This window comes from Lentzea sp. DG1S-22 (assembly GCF_036321065.1).
GTDB classification, from domain to species: domain Bacteria; phylum Actinomycetota; class Actinomycetes; order Mycobacteriales; family Pseudonocardiaceae; genus Lentzea; species Lentzea jiangxiensis.
Genome location: NZ_CP143276.1, coordinates 2,665,800 through 2,684,400 on the forward strand (window position 1 = coordinate 2,665,800; position 18,601 = coordinate 2,684,400).

General features: G+C 68.9%; 15 protein-coding genes and 2 pseudogenes. 9 read left to right on the forward strand and 8 right to left on the reverse strand.

From position 1 onward, the window contains the following. Positions 1 to 5 precede the first annotated feature (5 nt). Entirely contained in the window at positions 6 to 854 is an 849-nt protein-coding gene (locus V1227_RS11515) for an XRE family transcriptional regulator (RefSeq protein WP_329792504.1), read from the forward strand. Here the strand turns inward: V1227_RS11515 and V1227_RS11520 are convergent. The 5 genes from V1227_RS11520 to V1227_RS11540 form a co-directional block, all read right to left on the reverse strand. Further along, positions 835 to 1,977 carry an MFS transporter gene (locus V1227_RS11520; RefSeq protein WP_442916528.1) on the reverse strand — a complete coding sequence of 381 codons (1,143 nt, stop codon included), beginning with the start codon at positions 1,975 to 1,977 and terminating at the stop codon, positions 835 to 837. The two genes, V1227_RS11515 and V1227_RS11520, sit on opposite strands and share 20 nt — an antisense overlap. Positions 1,978 to 2,251: 274 nt before the next feature. Further along, positions 2,252 to 2,872, reverse strand: a complete 621-nt coding sequence (locus V1227_RS11525) for a hypothetical protein (RefSeq protein ID WP_442916529.1) — start codon at positions 2,870 to 2,872, stop codon at positions 2,252 to 2,254. Between the two features lie 451 nt (positions 2,873 to 3,323). Then, positions 3,324 to 3,779 (reverse strand): SRPBCC family protein, encoded by a 456-nt coding sequence (locus V1227_RS11530; RefSeq protein WP_329792507.1) that lies wholly within the window; start codon positions 3,777 to 3,779, stop codon positions 3,324 to 3,326. A gap of 13 nt (positions 3,780 to 3,792) precedes the next feature. After that, the gene (locus V1227_RS11535) at positions 3,793 to 4,650 is read right to left on the reverse strand and encodes an NmrA/HSCARG family protein (RefSeq protein WP_329792508.1); all 858 of its coding nucleotides are present in this window, start codon (positions 4,648 to 4,650) and stop codon (positions 3,793 to 3,795) included. 42 nt (positions 4,651 to 4,692) lie between these two features. Then, positions 4,693 to 5,625, reverse strand: a complete 933-nt coding sequence (locus V1227_RS11540; RefSeq protein WP_329792509.1) for a D-2-hydroxyacid dehydrogenase family protein — start codon at positions 5,623 to 5,625, stop codon at positions 4,693 to 4,695. A gap of 26 nt (positions 5,626 to 5,651) precedes the next feature. Between V1227_RS11540 and V1227_RS11545 the strand changes: the two genes are divergently transcribed. Continuing rightward, positions 5,652 to 6,107, forward strand: a complete 456-nt coding sequence (locus V1227_RS11545) for a DUF3291 domain-containing protein (protein WP_329792510.1) — start codon at positions 5,652 to 5,654, stop codon at positions 6,105 to 6,107. A 25-nt stretch (positions 6,108 to 6,132) separates the two neighbouring features. Here the strand turns inward: V1227_RS11545 and V1227_RS11550 are convergent, their stop codons facing one another. Continuing rightward, a complete protein-coding gene (locus V1227_RS11550; protein WP_329792511.1) occupies positions 6,133 to 7,263 on the reverse strand; it encodes a lipase family protein in 1,131 nt (376 codons plus the stop codon). 872 nt (positions 7,264 to 8,135) lie between these two features. Here V1227_RS11550 and V1227_RS11555 point away from each other — a divergent pair. Next, the gene (locus V1227_RS11555; RefSeq protein WP_329792512.1) at positions 8,136 to 9,368 is read left to right on the forward strand and encodes an acyl-CoA dehydrogenase family protein; all 1,233 of its coding nucleotides are present in this window, start codon (positions 8,136 to 8,138) and stop codon (positions 9,366 to 9,368) included. 250 nt (positions 9,369 to 9,618) lie between these two features. Here the strand turns inward: V1227_RS11555 and V1227_RS11560 are convergent. Both V1227_RS11560 and V1227_RS40630 read right to left on the reverse strand, forming a co-directional pair. Next, positions 9,619 to 10,564: pseudogene (locus V1227_RS11560) on the reverse strand (ISL3 family transposase); the annotation flags it as partial. Between the two features lie 141 nt (positions 10,565 to 10,705). Next, complete coding sequence (locus V1227_RS40630; RefSeq protein WP_442916486.1) at positions 10,706 to 11,065, reverse strand: DUF6355 family natural product biosynthesis protein; 360 nt, start codon at positions 11,063 to 11,065, stop codon at positions 10,706 to 10,708. 289 nt (positions 11,066 to 11,354) lie between these two features. Between V1227_RS40630 and V1227_RS11565 the strand changes: the two genes are divergently transcribed. From V1227_RS11565 to V1227_RS11590, 6 genes and pseudogenes are all read left to right on the forward strand, one after another. Then, the gene (locus V1227_RS11565) at positions 11,355 to 12,641 is read left to right on the forward strand and encodes a cytochrome P450 (RefSeq protein WP_329792513.1); all 1,287 of its coding nucleotides are present in this window, start codon (positions 11,355 to 11,357) and stop codon (positions 12,639 to 12,641) included. Positions 12,642 to 12,710: 69 nt separating this feature from the next. After that, entirely contained in the window at positions 12,711 to 14,354 is a 1,644-nt protein-coding gene (locus tag V1227_RS11570) for an AMP-binding protein (protein ID WP_329792514.1), read from the forward strand. A 47-nt stretch (positions 14,355 to 14,401) separates the two neighbouring features. Beyond that, a complete protein-coding gene (locus V1227_RS11575; RefSeq protein WP_329792515.1) occupies positions 14,402 to 14,677 on the forward strand; it encodes a hypothetical protein in 276 nt (91 codons plus the stop codon). Then, positions 14,674 to 15,870, forward strand: a complete 1,197-nt coding sequence (locus V1227_RS11580; RefSeq protein ID WP_329792516.1) for a hypothetical protein — start codon at positions 14,674 to 14,676, stop codon at positions 15,868 to 15,870. Before V1227_RS11575 ends, V1227_RS11580 begins: the two co-directional genes overlap by 4 nt. After that, positions 15,867 to 16,823, forward strand: a complete 957-nt coding sequence (locus tag V1227_RS11585) for a ketoacyl-ACP synthase III family protein (RefSeq protein ID WP_329792517.1) — start codon at positions 15,867 to 15,869, stop codon at positions 16,821 to 16,823. The genes V1227_RS11580 and V1227_RS11585 overlap by 4 nt, the downstream gene beginning before the upstream one ends. Before the next feature lie 121 nt (positions 16,824 to 16,944). Next, a pseudogene (locus tag V1227_RS11590) lies at positions 16,945 to 18,171 on the forward strand (IS256 family transposase); the annotation flags it as partial. Between the last annotated feature and the right edge of the window lie 430 nt (positions 18,172 to 18,601).

Below are 18,601 nucleotides of genomic sequence, written 5' to 3' on the forward strand. Positions count from 1 at the left end.
TCTGCGTGGACGAGTTCGCGGAGGCGCTCAGGACGGCGATCACCAATCGCGGTCTCGGTCTGGAGCGCCTGCGCGAGCACCTCTCGCAGAACGGCGTCTCCGTCTCGATGGCGACGCTGAGCTGCTGGCAGACCGGCCGCAGCCGGCCCGAGCGGCAGAAGTCGCTGCAGGCCGTCGTCCACCTCGAGCACATCCTGCGGGTGCCTCCCGGCCACCTGTCGGAGCTGCTCGGTCCCCCGCACCCGCGTGGCCGCCGGCTGCGCAGGGCACCGGCGCCGGTGTCCGCGTTCTGGCCGGTCCCCGCACCCGTCGAGCACGCCCTGCACGACCTGGACACGCAGTGGGACGACCAGCTGCTGCGCGTGAGCCAGCAGGACTTCGTGACGATCGGGGCGGACCGCACCGAACGGGTGTTCCGCTCCCGGCAGGTGCTGTCAGCGTCGATGAACGGGCCCGACCGGTGGGTCGTGATCCTGCACGCCGACGACCACGACCGCCCGTCGCCGCTGGTCAAGGCCCTGAAGAACTGCACGGTCGGACGGGTCGTCCAAGAGCCCGCCGAGGGGCTGCTGGTCGCGGAGCTGCTGTTCGAACGGCCGCTGCGCAAGGGTGAGAGCGTCGTGATCGAGCACGAGCTCGTGAACCAGGCGCCCTGTCCTCCCGCGACGAACTACGAGCGCAAGTTCCGCCTGCCGACGCGGGAGTACGTGCTCGAGGTGACGTTCCAGGGTGCCCCTCCCGCTTCCGTCGTCCAGCTCGCGGACGGGTCCGAGGTGGCTCCCGGGCGCACGCTGCTGGACGTGGCGTTGAACGTGCGGCCCGGTGTGCGCGGGTTCAGCTGGTCGTGGTCCTAGCGCGGAAGCCGCGCGACGACGGGATCAGCGCGGCGGCCGCGGGAACGGCGAAGCAGAGCACCGCGCAGACTCCGAGCACCGCGCTCACGCCGAACTCCTCGATCGCGGGCGCGATGAGCGCGAGGCCGGCGGGTGCCAGCCCGTACGACAGCAGGAAGTCGAGCGACGAGACGCGGGCCAGCCTGGTGGGCTCGACCTCGCGCTGGATCGCGGTGAACCAGGGGACGTTGAACAGCTCGATGCCGACGCCCGCCACGACGTAGACGCCGATCAGCGCGAGCGGGTGCACCGGCAGCAGCAGGCCCAGCGGGATGAGGCCGTAGCAGGCGAGCCCGGCCAGCGCGACCCAGCCCGCCGCCCGCGGCCGCCAGCGGGCGATCAGCACCGCGCCCACGAGCGCGCCCACGGTGTACGCGGTCGTGGCGGCGGCCAGCACCGCCTCGGTGCCGTAGCGGTCCCTGCTGACCAGCGGCAGGACGACGGCCGTCGCGGAGTAGCCGGTGGCGATCATCACCGTCAGCGCGGCCAGGCCGCCGAGCATCCACGGGTGGCGGCGTGCCTCCCCGAGGCCGTCGGCGAAGTCGGTGACGAAGCCTTTCGCGAAGCTCCGGTGCTGGGCACGGGCCTTGGTCGCTGTGCTCCCCTTCGGAGGTACGAGTGCGGCGCCCAGCCACAGGACCGCGGTCACCGCGAGCAGGGCGCGGGCGTCGACGAGCAGGGCGGCGAGAGCGGTGAGGCCGGGGGCGACCAGCGTGGTGACCCTGATGGCGAAGGTGGTGGCGGCGTTGGCCTGCTGGCGTCCGGACTCCGGCACCACCTCGGCGACGAGCGCCTGGAACGCCGGGCGGCAGGCGCCCTGACCCGCGCCGACGACGGTCGCCGCCGTGGCCATCAGCAGCAGGGAGTGGCCCATCCCCAGGGCGATCACGGGGGTGGTGAGCCCGGCCGTGAGGCAGGACCAGAAGACGACTCCGCGCCGGGAGTGCCGGTCGGCGAGGACACCGGCGACGGGCACCGCGGCGAGGAAGCCCACCGTTCTGGTCGCGAGGACGACGCCGAGCTCCACGGCCGTGATCGAGCGTTCGAGCACCGCGAGGCCCAGGACGAACGGCAGGGCCCACATCGCGAGGCCCGACGCGGTCGTGCCGGTCCACAGGCGCAGGAACGCCGTGTTCCGGAAGATGGACGGTACCGCGGCTTTCTCGGTCACGTGGCGTTCTCCGCGATCGGGGTTCGGGACCGTTTCAAGGTCTCACCCCGACCGCGGTCCTGACCACAGGGAGATCGAATACCGGTCGGTATTCCTCAATCGCGCGGAATCGCCGAACGCGCAGGACGACTGCTCCCCCTGCGCCCCGGGGAACAGCCGTCCTGCGCCGGTAGTCCGATGTGGACTGTCAGCCGATCTTCTCGATCAGCGCCCGGCGGATCAGGAACTTGCCGGGCTCTCGCACCTGTTCGAAGGCGGCGTTGTTCAGCAGCGCGCAGCTGCCGGACACCGACGCGACCTTCACGGTGGTGGACTTGTTGTTGTCCAGGTTCGTCACCTTGAGCGTCGTGCCGATCGGGAACTCACCGCTCGACGCGGCGGGCGCGCCGCCCTCGCCGGACAGCGTGACGGTCGAGCCGGCGCAGACCTGCTGCCCGGACGCGCCACCGTTGCCCTGGCCGGCCTCCGGCTGCTGGGGAGCGGGCTGGGCCGTCGCCTGGTTGCCGTTGCCGGCGTTGCCGTTGCCCGTGTTGTTGTTGCCCTGGTTGGCGTTGCCGGTGCCACCGTCACCCGCGCAGCCCGCCGCCTTGCGCCGCTGCTGGATGAGGTCGACCACGGCCTGCCGGTTCGCGATGCGCGCCTGCGACTGCGCGTCCGGGTTCGCCTTCTGGCCCGCGATGAAGTTCAGGTTGTTCTGCAACGCCTTGTCGAGCCCGCCGCAGTCCTCACCGGACGTGGCGGCCTGGCCCTTCTCGGGCTGCGCCTGGACGTTGCCACCACAGCCGGCGGCCGCACGCCGCTGGTTGATGAGGTTCACGACCGCCTGGCGGTTCGCGATGCGGGCGTCCGACTGGGCGTCGGGGTTGGCCTGCTGACCGGCGATGAAGGTGAGGTTGTTCCGCAGCGCCTGGTCCAGTCCGCCGCAGTCCTCGGCCGCGTTCGAGTTGGTGCCGCTGAAGGCGAAGATGCCACCGGCGACAGCGGCGACCGCGAGCACGGCACCCGCGCCGATCATGGCGGGCTTGCGGTGTCGAGCGCCCATTCTGTGTCTCCTCGGGGTGGATCGGTGTTGTACCGATGACTACGGGGAGGTCACGGGGCGGGTTCAAAATTCGGCTGGGGGCAAAGGGTTTTAAATCGGTTTAAGGTTCGTGGACGTTCACGAGACCGGCTTGTGCAGGCGGGTTCCTTTGAGGCACAGAGGTTTCATGACGCGCGGTCACCGCTTCGCTCGACGCCGCTCCCCCGCGGCGACGCGGTCAGGCCGACTCCGCGACCCTCTTCAACCGCTCCAGCGTCGCCTCGATGTTCCGCTGGTTCGTCACCGCCCGGTCCCTCACCCCGGTGGCCAACCGTGTGATCGGCACGTACCACCCCGGCCGGCGGTCCCAGGTCGACTCCGTCACCCGGCAGCCGCCCGCGATCGGCTCGATGTCGTACTGCCAGCGCGACACCGCGAGCCCCAGGGACCTCACCTCGAACGCGAACCGGGTCGCGGAGCAGTCGGTCACCGTGGAGGTCGTCGGCCACACGCGCCAGCCGCGCCGGTTCACGCCGCGGAACCGTGCTCCGACCGACGGGCCGGAGCCACCCAGCCACCTGCCGCCCGCGTACTCCTCGGCGACGCCGCTCAGGCCTCGCAGGTCGCTGACCAGGTCGAACACTCGTTGCGGTGAGGCGGCGACGTCGATGTGCGCGGTGGCGTCCGGGGTCATGCGGGCGAACTTACTACGGGTAGGTTCGCTGCACCAGCCACTCGCGCACGGTCCGCGCGGACGGCACGACCGCCCTCGTGGCGGCGACGTCGAACGGCACCGGGTGCGTCCTCAGCCAGCGCCACATGCGGGTCAGGTCGTCGCCCGCGACGCGGTGGAACAGCCACTCCGGCATCGGGAAGCGCCGCGGCGGTCGCCCGCGGATCTCCCGCCAAAGCGCGCGGCACTCGTCGATGCTCCGCACGTCGGCGCACAACGGCAGGTCCGTGCCGATGAAGCGGTCCGGTTCGGCGAACGCGCGGGCCGCCACGGCACCCACGTCGTCGGCCGAGAACCACAGCAGCGGCCGGTCGGCGCCGATCAGCCGGGGCATCAGGTGCCACATCGACACCGGCGGGTAGAAGTCCTTGTCGGTCATCAGTTCCATGAACGCCATCGGCCGCAGGACGGTCAGCGGCAGGCCGAGCGACCGCAGGTGTGCGCGCACGACGAGCTTGTTCTCCCACTGGCGCACCCCCGTGCCCGGCAGTCCCGGCCCGGCCGAGGCGTACACGACGTGCCGCACCCCCGCCGTGGCCGCGGCGTCGCCGACCGCGCGTCCCTGCAGGACCTCCTCGTTCAAGCCGCTGGTCATCGGGTTCTGGACGCTGAACACGCCGTGGGCGCCGACGAACGCGGCCCGCAGCGACTCGGAGGACGCCATGTCCGCGCGCACCACCTCGGCGCCGGCCGAGGCGAGCCGCCGGGCCGCGGGCGAGGAGGGGTCGCGGGTCAGCGCCCGCACCCGCCTGCCCGCGGCGAGCAGGTGCCGCGCGACCGAACCGCCCTGCCGTCCGGTCGCACCCGTGACCACCACCAGCTCAGCGTCCACAGCGGGCCTCCTGACCGGTCCATCGCCGGGAGGCCGCTCCTGTTACGCGAGCCGGCGAACCGGGCGGCCCTCGGCGAACGCGCGGATGTCCTCGACCGCCTCCCGGAAGTACGTGCGGTAGTTCGACTCGGTGACGTAGCCGAGGTGCGGGGTGGCGAGGACGTTGGGCAGCGTGCGCAGCTCGTCGGTCAGCGGCAGCGGCTCGACCTCGAACACGTCGAGGCCCGCGCCGGCGATCTTGTTCTCCCGCAACGCCTCCAGCAGCGCCGCCGCGTCCACGATGGGCGCACGGGAGGTGTTCACCAGGAACGCCGACGGCTTCATGCACGCCAGCGCGGCCGCGTCGACCAGGCCGCGGGTCCGGTCGCCCAGCACCAGGTGGACGGACGCGAAGTCGCTCTGCGCCAGCAGGTCGTGCAGGCCGGGCGCGAGCCGGACGCCCTCCGGTTCCACCCGTTCGGCGGTCAGGTTCGGGCTCCACGCCACGACGTCCATGCCGAACGCCCTGCCGACCCGGGCGACCGCCCGGCCGAGGTGGCCGAAGCCGAGCAGGCCGAGGGTGCGGCCGGCCAGGTCGACGCCGACGGTGCTCTGCCACGGCCCGCCTTGGTGGAAGGCCGCGTTCTCGGCGACCAGGTGCCGGGCGAGGCCGAGGATCAACGCCCACGTCAGCTCGGTCGGCGGGGTCTTGAGGCTCCCGGTGCCGCAGACGGTGACGCCGTGCTCCTGCGCCGCCGCCAGGTCGATCGAGGCGTTGCGCATGCCGCTCGTGACGAGCAGCCGGAGCTCCGGCAGGCGGGCGAACAGTTCCGCGGTGAACGGCGTCCGCTCGCGCATGACCACGACGCACTCGGCGTCCGCGAGCTCGGGGGCCGGGTCGTCCAGGTGCTCGCGCAGGACCCTCACGTCGAGCCCGGACCAGTCGGCGTTCGCGAGAGCCACGCCCTGGTAGTCGTCCAGCACCACACACCTCATGCGCCCGATCATGTCAGAGTGGACGCATGGGGGGATTTCAGCTGGCGCAGGCGAACATCTCGACCGGGCGGTGGCCGTTCGACCACTGGCGGATGCGCGGCTTCGCGAGCCGGATCGACGTGATCGACGGCCTGGCGCGCGAGGCGCCCGGCTTCGTGTGGCGGCCCAGTCCCGAGGCGGTGATGTCCGATCTGGTCCGGCTCGGCCTCGACCCGATGCGCGAGGCGTACAACCTCAGCGTCTGGGAGTCGGTCGAGTCGTTGTGGGCGTTCACCTTCGGCGGTGTGCACCTCGATGCCGTGAAGCGCAGCGCGCGGTGGTTCGAGCCGGACAGCGCGTTCGACGTGATGTGGTGGGTTCCCGCGGGCCACCGGCCGACGACGGAGGAGGGGCTCGCCAAGCTCGCGCTGGTGAAGGAGGCGGGGCCGACTCCGGAGGGGTTCACGTTCCGCAAGCGGTTCCCGCCGCCTGGCCTCCCCTGACGACGCTCCCCCGCGGCCGCGGTGATCAGCAGTCAGGACGCGTGGCCCGCCCGGCGAACCGCTCGCCGAGCCAGTCCACCGCGTTCGTGCCCCAGGCGCTGACCGCGGCGACGTGCCCGAGCAGCGGCAGCGGCGTCCACTGCACGTCGGCGCCGAGCGAGCACCACTGCGAACGCAGCTTCTGCCCGACGCTGAACGGGATCAGCTCGTCGAGCGTGCCGTGGTAGAGGTACACGGGTGCCGCGGGCTTGACCGCGCCGAGCGCGTTCTCGTTCAACCTCCGCTGCCACAACGGGTCCAGGATCACGTCCGGCGTGGTCGTCAGCGAGTTGAGGCGCGTGAACGGTGCCACCACAGCGATTTCGGCGACGCACGACTCGCGGATCTTGTCGATCACCTGCTGACCGCGGGCGTTCAGCACGGACGAGAGAGGCAGTTCGGGGTAGGCGGCGGCATAGCCCGCGGCCGCCGCGAACACGAGTCCGGACCCGGCGTTGCCGTCGTTGGACTTCGCGACCGCGTTGAGGTCGGCCGGCACGCCACCGGCGGCGACACCGACGACGTTCAGCGAAGGCGCGTAGGACTTCCACTGCTCGGCGGCGGCCGACGCGGCCTGCCCGCCCTGCGAGTAGCCGAACACGCCGACCGGCGCGTCCGCGGACAGGCCGGGGATGCCGCTCGCCGCCCGCGCCACGTCGAGCAGGGTGCGTCCCTCCGACCGGGCGACCGCGTAGGTGTGGTCTCCCGGCGTGCCCAGGCCTTCGTAGTCGGTCACGGCGACAGCCCAGCCGTGGAGCATGGCCCGGGAGAGGAAGGCGATCTCGACCTCGGTGCCGTTCTGCAACTGCCGCGAGGGCGCGCACTGGTCGCCCAGCCCCTGCGTGCCCATCGCGTACGCCACGATCGGGCGCGGGCCGTTGTTCCACGGCAACGGCGAGACGAGCACCATGCCGGACACGACGGTGCTCGTGCCGGTCGCGGACGTCGAGCTGTACCGGATGTCGTAGGCCTTCACCGGCGCGGGCAGCAGCCGAAGGGGCTCCGGGTGCCACGCCACCTCCCGGCTGCTGAGGAGCTCACCAGGAGCCGCCGCCGCAGCAGGCGTGACCAGGGCGAACAACAGGAGAACGGCGGTGAGCACGGCTCGGAGCTGCATCGGTGGACCCCTTTGTGGTAACCGGCGTTACCGCAACTTAGGGCCGAACGTCGCAACGCGGCAATAGCCCGAACGGCTTGAAGGCTTCACACGACGCCTTGGGTGGCCTATGGCGACGAGCGTGTCGAGCCGCGGAACTGGCACTCACGATGGATGCCGCACGAGCAGCCTCCAACTTTCTGTCGCGCAGACACAATCCGAACTCACCCGGGGCCGCCGGGTCACAACACCGGGATGCCTGCGCGTCGGGTCGCTCAACCCGTCGACTGGCGCAGCGGCAGAACGTCATACCGGCAATGCGGCAACTCGATGGGGGTGGTCGCATCAACGCCGAACAGTTCAGAGGAGCTGTGCGAGCCGGCCTGACTGCGACTCCAGCACGTCATCGGAAACCGATTCCGGCCGTACCACCCCATCTCAACCACACTCCTCCGCCGCGCGAAAAACACAACCAACGCAGCTCTCCAAATCACGATGGTTGCGCACAGCGGGTCGGGCGACAAGCGTCGCCGAAACTGGAAATCGGCAACGTTCCGACAGCCGGAACGGCAGTTTCACGCCGACCTGACATCTGTATAACGTACATCATACCCGCTGGTCGCAGCTGCCATCGCGCCGCCGAAAGGATACTCACCCTTGTTCGATCGAACATTCTTCCGACACTGAATCAATCGCTGACCGAAGGCAACACGGGGATTCACCAGTGGATAGGATCCGTCCGCCGCGACGACAAGTAACCCGTTCATCCCAGCGCTGCACACAACGCCGAGATCGGCCCACCGCCTTCCAGCACGGAAGCCATCCGCAGCGAACCTGTTTGCTCCACAAGCAAGGCAAAACGGTGGCACATGCCCAATTTCAGAGGATGTCAAGTGAATTCCGCAGCGCAGCTGACCAGCTATTTCACCACGCCTGAGCACGAGACGCTTCGCAGCAGGGTTCGGAAGTTCGCAGATGCCGAGGTCGCACCTCGCGTGGCCGACATGGAAGCATCCCGTTCGATCCACCACGAGTTGTCCCGGTTGATCGCTCGACAGGGCTGGCTCGCCGTCACGGTCGATCCCGAGTACGGCGGCATGGGCATGGGCCACCTGGCCAAGACGATCATCATCGAGGAGTTGTCACGCGTCAGCGGCGCCATGGGCGCCATGGTTCAGGCATCCCAACTCGGCGTCGCCAAGATCGTGCACTTCGGCGACGAGCAGCAGAAGCGGCGTTGGCTGCCAGCCGTGAGCGACGGTCGTTGCATGCCGACCATCGCCGTGACGGAACCGGAGTCCGGTGGACACGTTCTCGGCATGACCGCAACCGCCGAACGCGTCGGAGACGAATACGTCCTGAACGGCCGGAAAGTGTTCGTCGGGAACAGTCATGTCGGTGACCTGCACGGAGTTGTCGTCAGAACAGGCCCGGGTTCGAAAGGGCTGTCCGCCTTCCTCGTGGAGTCCACCGCACCCGGTCTTTCGCTCGGCCGGTACGAACCGGCGATGGGCCTGCACGGCTTCAGTTTCGGCGAGCTGATCTTCCAGAACTGCCGCGTGCCGGCGGAGAACCTGCTCGGTGTCGAGGGCGACGGCCTTGCGGTCGCGTATTCGTCGAGCACCCTGTACGGCCGCCCCAACCTGACAGCCGTCTCACTGGGGATCCACCAGGCGATCGTCGAGCGGACGGTGCAGTTCACGATGGAACACCGCCGCTACGGCGCCCCGCTGAGCGAGGTTCCCACCGTCAAGCAAAAGCTCGGGCAGATGCAATCCCAGCTGATGACTGCCCGCCTCACGGCTTACCACGCGGCACACATGCTCGACCGGGGCATGCCATGCGACCCGGACCTGATCAGCGCGAAGCTGATCAATGTCGAGTCTTCATTGGACAGTGCACGCACGGCCATGGAGATCCACGCCGCGTACGGCCTCGATCCGGCTCGCCACATCGAGCGGCTTTTCCGCGACGCCAACCACATCTACGCGCCGGCGGGCACGTCGGACGTTCAGCGGCTGCGCCTCGCCGAGGTCGCACTGGGCACCTACCGCGACCAATGGTCAGCCCGGTTCGCCGATCAGCTCCGTTCCAGCGGGACCTCGGTCCGGGTCGTCGCCAGCTGACCGTACCGTTGGCGACAGGCCACAGTGCCAGCATTGCTCCTGTTGCTCGCCCGCGGTGGATCAGGTCGATGACTTGGTCCACCGCATCGGCTTGGTCATCTCGCTCCTGGCAACGGCACTTGCGTGAGTAGTCGGCCGCATCGTTCGCAGTGGCGGAAGCGGGCTTGGTCTGTGCGCTCGAGAATCATCGCCACCAATATGGCGGCGGTGAAACCGTTGTACAACCGGGCTTTCCTCCTGTTGGAACGAGGACGCGCAGGTGGTCGCGGTAGGGGTCGATCAAAGTGGGGCGGTAGCAGGGGCTGTGCGCAGGACCTGTGGTTCGGGCATGCGGGCGTAGCGTTTGACCGTGTTCAGAGCCACGCCGAGGCGGCGGGCGCAGCCGAGCAGAACGACCTGTGACCAAGTAGATCGTGGATCTTGTTGCAGCGTTCGCGGGTGGTCTGCTCGTAAACGCCGCCGGGGCGGGGTGGGTTGACGGTGACCCAGCATCCGGTGTGCGCGTGGACCTCGAGCAGGACCTTGTCACACAGATTGCGCCACAGGTGCCATCGGTCGCCGATCTGCACCGCGTCGGGCAGGGCTCGGCGGACGGCTTCGGCGTAGGTGGCCGAGCCGTCCCGGCACACGACCTCGACGGCGGGGTGTGCGCGCAGCCACGACTCCAGGGTGGCCGCGTCGCGACCGGGCAGGACCGCGACACGCCGGACGGTCTCGGCATCGATGATGATCATGGCGTAGCGCTGGCGGCGGCGCAGGGCGAAGTCGTTTACGCCGATTACCCGCGGAATCGTCAACCGGGGCAACGGCCGGCGTCGCAGACGGCGCAGCGCGGTGCTGCGGGACATGGGCACAGCGAGCAGGCTGGCCGCCGCCCGGCCACCTAACTCTTGCGCCATACAGGAGATCTGCCGGACGAGCCACTGTGCGGCGCTGATGGCGTTCCAGCAGTCCGACATTTCATTCCCGGAACGTCTGCCGCGGGCAGTTGCGAGCCGGGCAGACCAGCCGCCGTACGCGCAGGCGGACAACGACCTGGCGGCCGTCGACCGGCACGTCCTTCGCCGTCCGCTGGTGATACCCGTGCACCTTCGCCGTCGCAGCCCGCAGACCGGACACGGCACGGCCACATCCCGAGTGCGGGCCGTGACCACCACCATGCCGCTGTCCTCCGACACGTCCTCGATGACGAACAGCTACTCGACGTCGCCACCGACCACGAGCCAGAGCCGTTCGTTTGACAGACCCCGCTGCGAGTGGCCGAACCGACGTTCCGCGCGGCGCTCACCCACCAGTTCGCGGTACGTCGAGTCCGGGAACTCGCACGGACGAAGGGCTCAGGGCTCCGGTTCCGCTACTACTCGATGATCAGGGGGCTTGTCGATCAGACGCGCGGCTGACCGAGCGAACACCTGCGGTCGTGGGGTGGGCCGGTCAGGTTCGGCGGGGTAGTGACGTAGTAGGCATTGACGACCTTGTGTTGTCCGTCCCGGGAAGAACGGAACCTGCCACCACGGCGACACACACGAAGTACCTGTGGTGCCCGTCGACCGGTGGTACTTGATGAGGATGAAGCTGTCCGCGCAGTGCGCGTACCGAGCGGTGAGCTCTCCCACCGCCGCCGACACCTCGTAGAAGCCGCACCGCGGCGGGATGATTCGCGTCGCCGAGCTCAGCGGTGCGTCGATCAGTCCCATCGCCGACAGCGGCCGTACGCCGAAACACTGCGTTCCCCAGTTCTCGCCGCACGCTCACCAGCGTGGTGTGCCTGCGCACAGTGAATCGGTGCGATCCGGAAGTGGTCGTTCACCCTGCACCGCACGCGAAAGGACACCAATACCATCCTTCAAGTCCTTTGCCACAGGAAATGCAATCGATGGTCCACCCTGCGGAACACGCTGTTGTCGCCGGGGGAGGAGCCGACCTACGTTCGCCCGGAAGTAGAGGCTGCGCGAGCCCCACGCTCCTGTCGCGAGAGGCAACCCCATGTCTACCCCCAGTTGCCCTGCTCACTCCTCCAGCACCTCGGTCACGCCGGCGGAAACCTCGTTCCGGCCCCTCGACTCGGAGGATTACCAGTGCGCGGCAGCCCCCTCGATCTTCGCCGAACTGGCCGCGCGCGGTCCCATCCACCACGTCGTGCTCCCCGGTGAGGCTCCTGCCTGGCTCGTGACGCGGCGCGCCGAGGCGGAGGCCGCGCTGCGCGATCCGAGGCTGGCGAAGGATCCGATGAGGGTCGCGCGCCACGGGCAGGCCGTCGGCCGCCGGCGCGTGCCGGAGGACTTCACCGCGGTGAGCGGGCGTCAGCTGATGAACCTCGACGGAGCCGACCACGCGCGGATCCGGCGGGTGATCACCAGGTACCTCGTCGACAGCGCTGTCGCCCGCAAGCAGACCGTGCTGACCGAGACAGTCCGGCACCACGTCGACGCCCTCGCCGCCAAGGAGACCGCCGATCTCGTCGCGGACTTCGCCGTACCTCTCGTCAACGACGTCATCGGCCGGGTCATCGGCGTCCGCCCGGAGCTCAACGAGATCATCATGACCGGTGGGGCGTTGTTGTTCGGTCCGGACGACCCGACCACACCGGCGATGATCGACGCGTACCGGCAGGTCACCGGTGCCGCGGCGCGGGCTGTCGCGGAGGGTTCCGCTGTGGCGGGTGCGGACGACCTCTTGGGAGGTCTCGCGAATGCGGTGCGCGACGGGCTCGTGAGCAGGCGGGAAGCCGCGTCCAACCTGGCCATGGTGATGATCGCGGCGACCGGCGGCCCGGTGAAGATGCTGGCTCACTCGGTGGTCGCGCTGCACGACGACCCGCTCATGCGTGAAGCGATGCTCAGCGGCGACCCGATGGCGGTCGTCGAGGACCTGCTCTACCAGCAGCCTCCCATTCCGTTCACGAGCTGGCGCTTCGCCACGGAGACGATGGAGATCGCCGGACAGCAGGTTCGCGCGGGCGACGCCGTGATGGTCCTCATCGCCACGGCGAACAGCGAGCTCGTTGCACCAGCTCGCTCTTCCACCGCTCCCGCGGCTCCAGGTGAACGCGCTCCAGCGGAGCGGCGGCCCGAGAGGAACCTCGCGTTCGGCGACGGCAGGCACCGCTGCCCCGGTCAGTCGCTCGCACGACGGTTGGCCGCGACGGCACTGCCCGCCCTCTTCCGCGCGTTCCCCTCCATCCAGTTGCAGATCCCCAGCACCGAGCTGATCTGGCGAGGTGGTTTCGGGCCTCGGGGACCAGGCTGCGTCCCCGTCCGGTTGCGCAGCTGAACAGAACGCCGGGGATGCCACCGCCCGGACCACCACCTTCCGAACATCGCGCAGATCAGGAACCCCCGCATGCCCACTGACGGCCGTGCTGCCGCGTCCACCCTCGCCGAACTGATCGACCACCTCGACGACGAGCACGGTGGCGTGCTCGTCCGGTTTCCCGGTACTGGTGAACAGCTGTGCCATGCGGATGTGCCCGCGCTGTCATGGGGTGTGGCCGATGAACTCCTGCGGGCAGGTGTCGGGGAGGGCTCCGTCGTCGGAGTCCTGTCCGGTACCGAGCCGGGTTTTCTGCCTGCCGTGTTCGGTGTCTGGGCCGCCGGCGGAGCGATCACCGTGCTGCCGGTGCCGCCGATGCCGACCGCCCCCGAGACCATCGCCGCCGCGCTCGGTCCCGTGGCAGGCCTGCTGACCCACGTCGTCGTCACGGACAGCCAGGTCGATGTGGCCGAACACCTCGCCGCGCGCCATCCAGGGTTGCGTGTGGTGCGTGTCAGCGACTGCACACCGAAGCCGAGAATCGTGTCTGCCGCGCGGCCGGAGTCGCCCGCTGTCGTCCAGTTCACGTCAGGCAGCACCTCCCGGCCGAAGGGGGTCGTGCTGTCCCATTCGGCCGTGCTCGCCTGTTTCGCGTCGACCGCGGCCGCGAGCAGCGTCGCCGCGGGAGACATATTCGTGTCCTGGGTACCCGTGTTCCACGACTTCGGTCTCATCACGATCCTTTTCGGACTGTGGTCGGGTTATGAGCTGCACCTGTTCTCGCCGTGGCACTTCATCCGCAGGCCGCGCCAGGTCATCGAGCACATGAGTGCCACCGGTGCCACTGCGTTCGGCGGCCCCAACTTCGCCTACGACCGCATCGCCACGGCCTACGACGACGGGCTGCTCGACGGCCTCGACCTGAGCAGGTGGCGGCTGGCGCTCAACGGTGGCGAACCCGTGAAACCGAGTACTGTTGCTCGTTTCTCGGCCGCTTTGGCACCCGCTCGCCTCTCCCCCGGCGTGCTGTTCCCCGTGTACGGCATGGCCGAGGCGACGTTGTCGGTGGCCTGCCCGCAGCCGGGTGCACCCGCTCGGACGTTGTGGCTCGACCGTGAATCGCTCGGAGATCGGCGAGCGGCCGTTCGCGTGCCGGACGGCTCCCCGGACGGGATCGGACTCGTATCGGTCGGCCGGCCCGTGCCCGGTATGGAGCTGAGGTTGCTCGACGACGACGGGACGGAGGTCGCGGACGGCTCCGTGGGCGAGATCGCGCTGCGCGGGCCCTCGCTGATGACCGGCTACTGGGACGACCCCGACGCGACGGCGACGGCGTTCCGCGACGGCTGGCTGCAGACCGGTGACCTGGGCGTGCGGATCGCCGGTGAGCTCTACGTGACCGGCAGGCGCAAGGACATGATCATCGTGGCGGGCCGCAACTTCTACGCCGAGGATGTCGAAGACGTCGCGCGCACACTGCTGCCACCGGAACTCGGTCGCTGCGTCGCGTTCGCCGACACCGATCAAGAACGCGTCGTCGTGGTTCTCGAGATGACCGATCCAGCAGCTGGCGCCGAGCTGGGCGACAAGGTTCGAGGACTTGTGTCAGCGCGTCTGGACCTCGGCTCGGTGGACGTGTACGCGGTGCCGCGCAACACGTTGCCGCGCACGACCAGCGGCAAGTGGCAACGCAGGCTCACCTCGCGGCTGTTCCGCCAGCTGACCGGATCCTGACGGTCCGCTCAGGGCGGAACCAGTCTTTCCTGCGAAGGAGTTCAACCATGGCCGACACGGCTCGCACCGAAACCGACTACCTGGAACTGGTCCGCAGCGCGTTGATGCACGCTCTGGAGGTCGAACGCGACGACACCGACCTCGGTGAAGATGTCGAACTCGTCGGGATGCCGAACATGAGCTCTCTCGCGATGCTGCGCGGTCTGATCTACGTCGAAGGTGAGCTGGGCTTCGAACTGGCGGACGACCGGCTGGTCACGGTGCGCACCATCGGCGAACTCGCAGCCGCGATCGCGGAGCAGGACGAGGAGTCCGCCCGATGACGACGCAAGCTGTGCGTTGTCCGCTGCACACGAGCGACTACACCACCTCTCCTCATCCAGCGGTCTTCGACGAGCTCGCCGACAGCGGCCCCGTACACCGCATCTCGCTCCCGGGCGAGGTGCCGGCGTGGCTGATCACCGAACGCGAGCTCGCCGAACGCACCCTGCGCGACCCTCGGCTGGTGAAGGACCCGATGCGAGTGGCGCGGTACGGCCAGCCCATCGGCTCTCGCCGCGTTCCGGACGACTTCGCTTCCGTAGGGGGTCGCACGATCATGAACCTCGACGGCGATGACCACGTGCGCATCCGGCGCGTCATCGGCAGGCGGCTGTCCGCTTCTGCCCTGGCCACCGCACAGCCGATGGTCGAGGCTTTCGTGCACCACCGCCTCGACACGATCGCGCGCAACGACACGGTTGACCTGATCGAGGACTTCGCGGTTCCCCTCGTCACGGACGTGATCGGACAACTCTTCGGGGTGCGGGCGGACTTCGCACGAGCCATCGTCACTCATGGCAGCAAGCTGTTCGGGCCTCAGCACCCGGAAGATCCGGACATGGTGGAGGCGTATCCCTTGCTCGTCCAGGCGTTGAACGGCGCACTGGACGAGGGTGCGTCGAAGGAAGGCCGCGACGATCTGCTGGGAGATCTGCTCATCGCCCAGCGGGACGGCAGGCTGCGCAAGCGGGAGACCATGTCGAACCTCGCGCTGCTGACCATCGCGGCTGCCGATCCGGTGATCGCACTCATCTCCCGTGGCGTCGCACTGGTCCGGGCCGACAGCCACGCGCGTACCGAACTGCTGCACGGCGACGCTGACTCCTTGATCGAGTCCCTGCTTCGCGAACAACCGCCCATCCCCTTCACCAGCTGGCGGTTCGCCACCGAACCGATGGATCTCGCCGGCCACTCCGTCGCACCAGGCGATGCGGTCCTGGTGCTGATCCCAGCCGCGAACCGCACAGTGGACGCCGGGTGTCGGCAGGGACATCTTTCCTTCGGCGGCGGAGTGCACCGCTGTCCCGGTGGTCACCTCGCGCGCATCGAGACGGTCGCGGCTTTGCGCGGGCTGTTCAGCCGGTTCCCCGACCTGCGGCTCGAGCTGCCGTTCGAGGAATGGGTCTGGGTCGGGGGCATCGGTCCGCGGGTTCCTGAGCGCGTACCCGTCCTGCTGGCCGGCGCAGCGCGGTGAGGGTCGCAGGAGCGATCACGATCGCTGGAACCGCCCTGTGGCTTCCCGAGAAGGTCTACTCGGCATCCGAAGCGCAGGCCGCAGGCTCGGTGACGGCGGCGGATTCCGAAGGCGAGCTCATCGGCCAGCTCCCCGTGGCAGACATCGCACCACCCCGAATGGCCCGGCTCGCCGCACAACGCGCATTGGAGCACGCGGGGGTGACGGCAGCGGAAATAGCGCTGCTGGTGCATGCCTGGGTGTTCGATCAGGGCCCGCAGACGTGGACTCCACCGCATCGTGTCGCGCGGGAGCTGGGCGCGCGCCGCTGCGCCGCGATCGGCATACGACAGATGTCGAACGGTGGTGCGGCTGCGATGCAGACCGCGATCGCTCATCTGCTCGCTGAGCCTCGCGCAGCCGCCGCACTCGTGACCACAGCGGACAACTTCAGCAGCCTGCCCTACGACAGGTGGCTTTCGGTGCCGCCGCTCGGCGACGGCGCCACCGCCGTCGTGCTGACCAGAGGTTCTGGGCCGCACGTGATCGAATCCATCACGACGACCGGCGACGCCGGCATGGAACTGCACTTCCCCACCTCCGATCCCTTCGAACCGGTTGCCGTCCACACCACCAACGCACCCAGCAGGCAGGCGTTGCACGCGTTCGCCGCCAACGTGCGCGACGCCGCCGAGCAGGCGCTGGAGGATGCCGGGCTGGACTGGCACGACATCAGTTCCGTGCTGCTCCCCCGGCTCGGCAAGACGTTGGTGAGCCACCTGGCCCGCACCGGGCTGCCCGCTGGTCTGGCCGATCGAGTTGTCCAGACGGGATACGCGACCGGGCACCTCGGTTCAGGCGACATGCTGGCCAATCTGGCCGAGCATCGAGGTCCACGAACAGACGAGCACCACCTGCACGTCAGCACCGGGGCGGGACTCACCACCACCTGCTTGATCACCCGTGGTCGCTGACGCCAGCAGCTGGTAGCTCATCTGTTTCGGACTGGGGCGATCTCATCGTGTGTTGCCGACCGCGGGGACTGTAAAACGATCGGTGTAACTCCTGATCATGGAAGTACACCTGATGACCGACATGATGTCCGGCGTGGAGAACGCCGAGGACTCGAAGCCCGCGACCGGCCTGGACGGCTTGGACGAGCAGCTCGTCGCTCAGCTGCTGAGCAGTGCCAAGGCGAGCGGGCTGAGGCTGACCGGTGAGGGCGGGGTGTTGAAACAGCTGACCAAGCGGCTGTTGGAGTCCGCGCTCGAAGGCGAGATCACCGATCACCTCGGCTATGACAAGCACGACCCGGTCGGCCGCGGGACCGGTAGCTCGCGTAACGGGGCCGCTCCAAGACCGTGCTCACCGATGTCGGCCCGGTCGAGATCGACGTGCCGCGGGACCACGACGCCAGCTTCGAACCCAAGATCGTCGTGAAGCGGCAGAGGCGCTTGGGTGGTGTGGACGAGATGGTGATCTCGTTGGCTGCCAGGGGACTCACGACCGGCGAAATCTCCGCGCACCTGGCCGAAGTCCAGAGCGCCGAGGTGTCGCGGCAGGCGATTTCCACGATCACGGACAAGGTGATCGAGGGTACGGTCGAGTGACAGAACCGGCCGTTGGACGCGGTGTATCCGGTGATCTTCATTGACGCGATTCACGTCAAGATCCGTGATGGTCAGGTGGCCAACCGGCCGATCTACGTCGCGCTCGCGGTCACCTGCCAGGGCCGCCGCGACATCCTCCGGTTGTGGTCCGGCGACGGCGGCGAGGGCGCCAAGTACTGGCTGCATGTGCTTACCGAGCTCGAGAACCGCGGCGTGGCCGACGTGCTCATGGTCGTCTGCGTCGGGCCGACCGGCCTGCCCGACGCGATCACCACCGTCTGGCCGCAGACGATCGCCCAGACTTGCGTGGTGCACCTGCTGCGCAACAGTTTCCGCTACGCGGGCCGTCAACACTGGGCCGCGATCGCCAAGGCACTCAAGCCGGTTTACACCGCGCCGACCGAGGCCGCCGCGCGAACGGTTCGGCGAGTTCGCTGAGACCTGGGGCGCCCGCTATCCGGCGATCGTGCGGTTGTGGGACAACGCCGGGGCCGAGTTCGTGCCGTTCCTGGCATTCGATCCGGAGATCCGGCGGGTGATCTGCTCGACCAACGCGATCGAGAGTGTCAACGCCCGCATCCGCCGCGCCGTGAAAGCCCGCGGGCACTTCCCGAACGAGCAGGCCGCGCTGAAATGCGTCTACATGGCGATCATGAGCTTGGACCCCGACCGGCACCGTCCGCGTGCACGCCCCGTCTCATCGAAGCCGGCGGACCCGCAGCACGGCGCCGTCCGAGGTTCCGGCCTCGCCCGCAGGTCCGGTCACCTCCCGGGCGCGTACCTCGTCGGTGTCGACCGCCCACTTCCCAGGTCCTGTCCGCAGCACGTCGAGGATCGCGGGATTGGGGCGAGTTGGTCGGCCAGGAAGTCTGGCGGTGGTCCGACCGACCACGAAGGGGAGCCGACGTGACTGATGACCGACAACGTCCCGCCGTTCCGCACGATGGAACGCAAGGTGCACAGAACGCCAGCAGATACCTAAGTATATAGCCGAAACAGGTGCCGTGAAGCATCCACAGACGACCTGCGCCAGGCAGCCCGGCCGGCATCAGTCCTTTGTGGATCGACAGAGATGGCTTCGGCGGTCGTTCATGTAGGTCTGCCGCTTCGTGATCGGGCAAGGAGACTCACATGTTGCTCAT

What these genes read in the sequence shown, in the direction of transcription:
- V1227_RS11540 (WP_329792509.1), bottom strand. Translation starts at nt 5,625, where the DNA reads ATGAGGTGTGTGGTGCTGGACGACTACCAGGGCGTGGCTCTCGCGAAC.
- V1227_RS11580 (WP_329792516.1), top strand. Translation starts at nt 14,674, where the DNA reads ATGACGACGCAAGCTGTGCGTTGTCCGCTGCACACGAGCGACTACACC.
- V1227_RS11550 (WP_329792511.1), bottom strand. Translation starts at nt 7,263, where the DNA reads ATGCAGCTCCGAGCCGTGCTCACCGCCGTTCTCCTGTTGTTCGCCCTG.
- V1227_RS11530 (WP_329792507.1), bottom strand. Translation starts at nt 3,779, where the DNA reads ATGACCCCGGACGCCACCGCGCACATCGACGTCGCCGCCTCACCGCAA.
- V1227_RS40630 (WP_442916486.1), bottom strand. Translation starts at nt 11,065, where the DNA reads ATGGGACTGATCGACGCACCGCTGAGCTCGGCGACGCGAATCATCCCG.
- V1227_RS11565 (WP_329792513.1), top strand. Translation starts at nt 11,355, where the DNA reads ATGTCTACCCCCAGTTGCCCTGCTCACTCCTCCAGCACCTCGGTCACG.
- V1227_RS11545 (WP_329792510.1), top strand. Translation starts at nt 5,652, where the DNA reads ATGGGGGGATTTCAGCTGGCGCAGGCGAACATCTCGACCGGGCGGTGG.
- V1227_RS11570 (WP_329792514.1), top strand. Translation starts at nt 12,711, where the DNA reads ATGCCCACTGACGGCCGTGCTGCCGCGTCCACCCTCGCCGAACTGATC.
- V1227_RS11520 (WP_442916528.1), bottom strand. Translation starts at nt 1,977, where the DNA reads ATGTGGGCCCTGCCGTTCGTCCTGGGCCTCGCGGTGCTCGAACGCTCG.
- V1227_RS11575 (WP_329792515.1), top strand. Translation starts at nt 14,402, where the DNA reads ATGGCCGACACGGCTCGCACCGAAACCGACTACCTGGAACTGGTCCGC.